The 2,123-nt window shown below is 34.5% G+C and carries 3 protein-coding genes; 2 read left to right on the top strand and 1 reads right to left on the bottom strand.

Going from position 1 to position 2,123, the window contains the following annotated elements; genetic code table 11:
- Both ABY298_RS16145 and ABY298_RS16140 read left to right on the top strand, forming a co-directional pair.
- The coding region (locus tag ABY298_RS16145; protein WP_372747067.1) for a DUF935 family protein at positions 1-649 on the top strand (649 nt) is incomplete at its 5' end.
- A gap of 98 nt (positions 650-747) precedes the next feature.
- Positions 748-1,800, top strand: a complete 1,053-nt coding sequence (locus ABY298_RS16140) for a phage minor head protein (protein ID WP_372747066.1) — start codon at positions 748-750, stop codon at positions 1,798-1,800.
- Positions 1,801-1,881: 81 nt separating this feature from the next.
- Here the strand turns inward: ABY298_RS16140 and ABY298_RS16135 are convergent, their stop codons facing one another.
- Positions 1,882-2,073: a hypothetical protein gene (locus ABY298_RS16135; RefSeq protein ID WP_372747065.1), complete on the bottom strand. Its 192-nt coding sequence runs from the start codon at positions 2,071-2,073 to the stop codon at positions 1,882-1,884.
- Positions 2,074-2,123: the final 50 nt, after the last annotated feature.

The following is a 2,123-nucleotide window of genomic DNA, read 5'->3' as shown; positions in this document are numbered from 1 at the left end:
AATTTTAAAACGTCACTCCTGGGCAAGTTGGGATGAGTTTGAACAAATCTTCGGAATGCCAATTCGTATAGCAAAACTTGGAACTTTAAGCGATGATGTTAAACAAGAAGTTGCAGGCTGGTTAAAAAGTATGGGTACTGCTAGTTATGGTGTTTTCCCTCAATTTGCCGATATTGAAATAAAGGAAAGTAACAACCGTGATGCTTTTAATGTATTTATGAAAAAAATTGAAACGGTAGACTCTCAGCTTTCAATTTTAATTAATGGGCAAACTATGACCACCAGTGATGGTTCTAGTCGTTCTCAAGCTGAAGTACACGAGCGCACGCAAGAAGAGTTGACAGATGCAGATATGCGTAATGTTATTAACTGGATAAATGATCACTTAGTACCTTTGTTACGCTATTGTGGTTACGACATTAAAGAAGATGAGCATATTGGCGTAGAAATGATTACAGATCCTGTTGAAAAAATGACCATTGATGAAAAGATTATGCAATCTTCAGGTTACAAACTTTCAAAGGAATATTTAGAAAAAACCTACGGAGTGGAGTTGGAAGACATCCAAGCACCTGTAGAACCAACACCACCAAAAAATAAAAAAGATTTGAGGTCTCCTGAAAAAGAAGACGAAAAAAAAAAGGAGTAAAACTTCTTGATTTATATTACAGGTCGCATTGCTGTGGTACCATTGTTTTAGCGGATAACAGCAACCATTTAAACATTGATAAAAATGTAATTAAACAGTTGTTAAATGATATTTACAGCAATGCCGAACCAAATAAAAGAGCCTTGTTTAAAGAGGTGTTTGGCAACCTTTCTGCAGGAATTGTAGAAGGCTACGGAAAAAACTTTCCAAACATAAAATACAACACTGCAGATTTTAAAATGTTAACCGAGTTAAACTACAACGCTGGCGTGTTTGCTGTGTTTAAAAACCACGCTCAAATAAAAGAAACGGTTAAACTACTCAAAAATGAAGATGGTAGTTTACGTTCTAAAAAGGACTTTATTTCGGAGGCTCAAAAGTTAAGCGACAAATACAATAAAACCTATTTAGCTACAGAATACGACCAAGCAGTTGGCTCAGCTCGTATGGCTAAAAAATGGCAAGATATTGAGCGCACCAAACATTTATACCCAAACATTAGATATGTAGCGGTTATAGACGATAGAACTCGCCAACTCCACAAACAGTGGCACAACATAATTTTACCTATTGAGCATCCTTTTTGGGATACGCATTACCCACCAAACGATTGGGGATGTAGATGTATGGTGCAAAGAACCGATAAAGATATCCAGGACAACGGTGTTGATGTAAATACCATACCAGCATTGCCAAAACAGTTTAATATGAATGTTGGTAAAACTGGTAAAGTATTTAATTATGATCACCCATATTTTAACACCACCAATTTTTCTGAAGTAGCTGAATTAGCAAAAACAGCCTTATTGCGTTATCAAACAACTGAAATATACGCTACATTAAAAAACACATTTAAATTGCCTGTAAGCTCTCAATTAGGTAAAGTAGGTATCAATAACAAAGCAATTAAAGAAGCGTTAAACAAACCCCATAAAAACGGCTATTTTAAAAACAATTTACTGTATGATTTAAAAGCTGTTTTAATAGATGCTTTTTATATAGGAAGTTCAGAACCATTTAAGGAAGTTGGGCATTGGAAAACATACCATTATTTAAGAGTAAAAGATTTTGAAGATATGATTGTAATAATACGAGAAGATTTTAAAGGGCAATTTTTCTTTTACAGTATTACAGATAAAGTAAAACTCTAAAGCCATTGCCTTGAGGGATACAGTCCAACAGGAGATACACTTTAGAGTTTCAATACTACAAATGTAGTAAATTATTTTCAGTTACGCAGTTTTACCGTAAACACCTTCATTGTTTAAAATGGCGGTTATGGTTCTAGCTGATAAAAAGAACTGCTCAGATACCATATCAATAACAGCATCATTCCGCCACTTGGGGTTTTTTGCTGCAATTTCTCTGTAACGCTTTTTTATATTTGCGTTGCGTAGCTGTATTAAATGTGTGTTGCGTGCCATAGGATTGACACAAAGATAATTAAGGTAATAATACTATGCAATTTTAATTT

The sequence above is a fragment of the Lutibacter sp. genome (assembly GCF_041596795.1).
Taxonomy (GTDB): Bacteria; Bacteroidota; Bacteroidia; order Flavobacteriales; family Flavobacteriaceae; genus Lutibacter.
The sequence above is the reverse complement of the archived record's forward strand: the minus strand, read 5'-3'. Positions and strand labels throughout refer to the sequence as shown.

Excerpts from the sequence above, each read along its gene's own strand:
- ABY298_RS16135 (WP_372747065.1), bottom strand. The coding sequence starts at position 2,073 with ATGGCACGCAACACACATTTAATACAGCTACGCAACGCAAATATAAAA.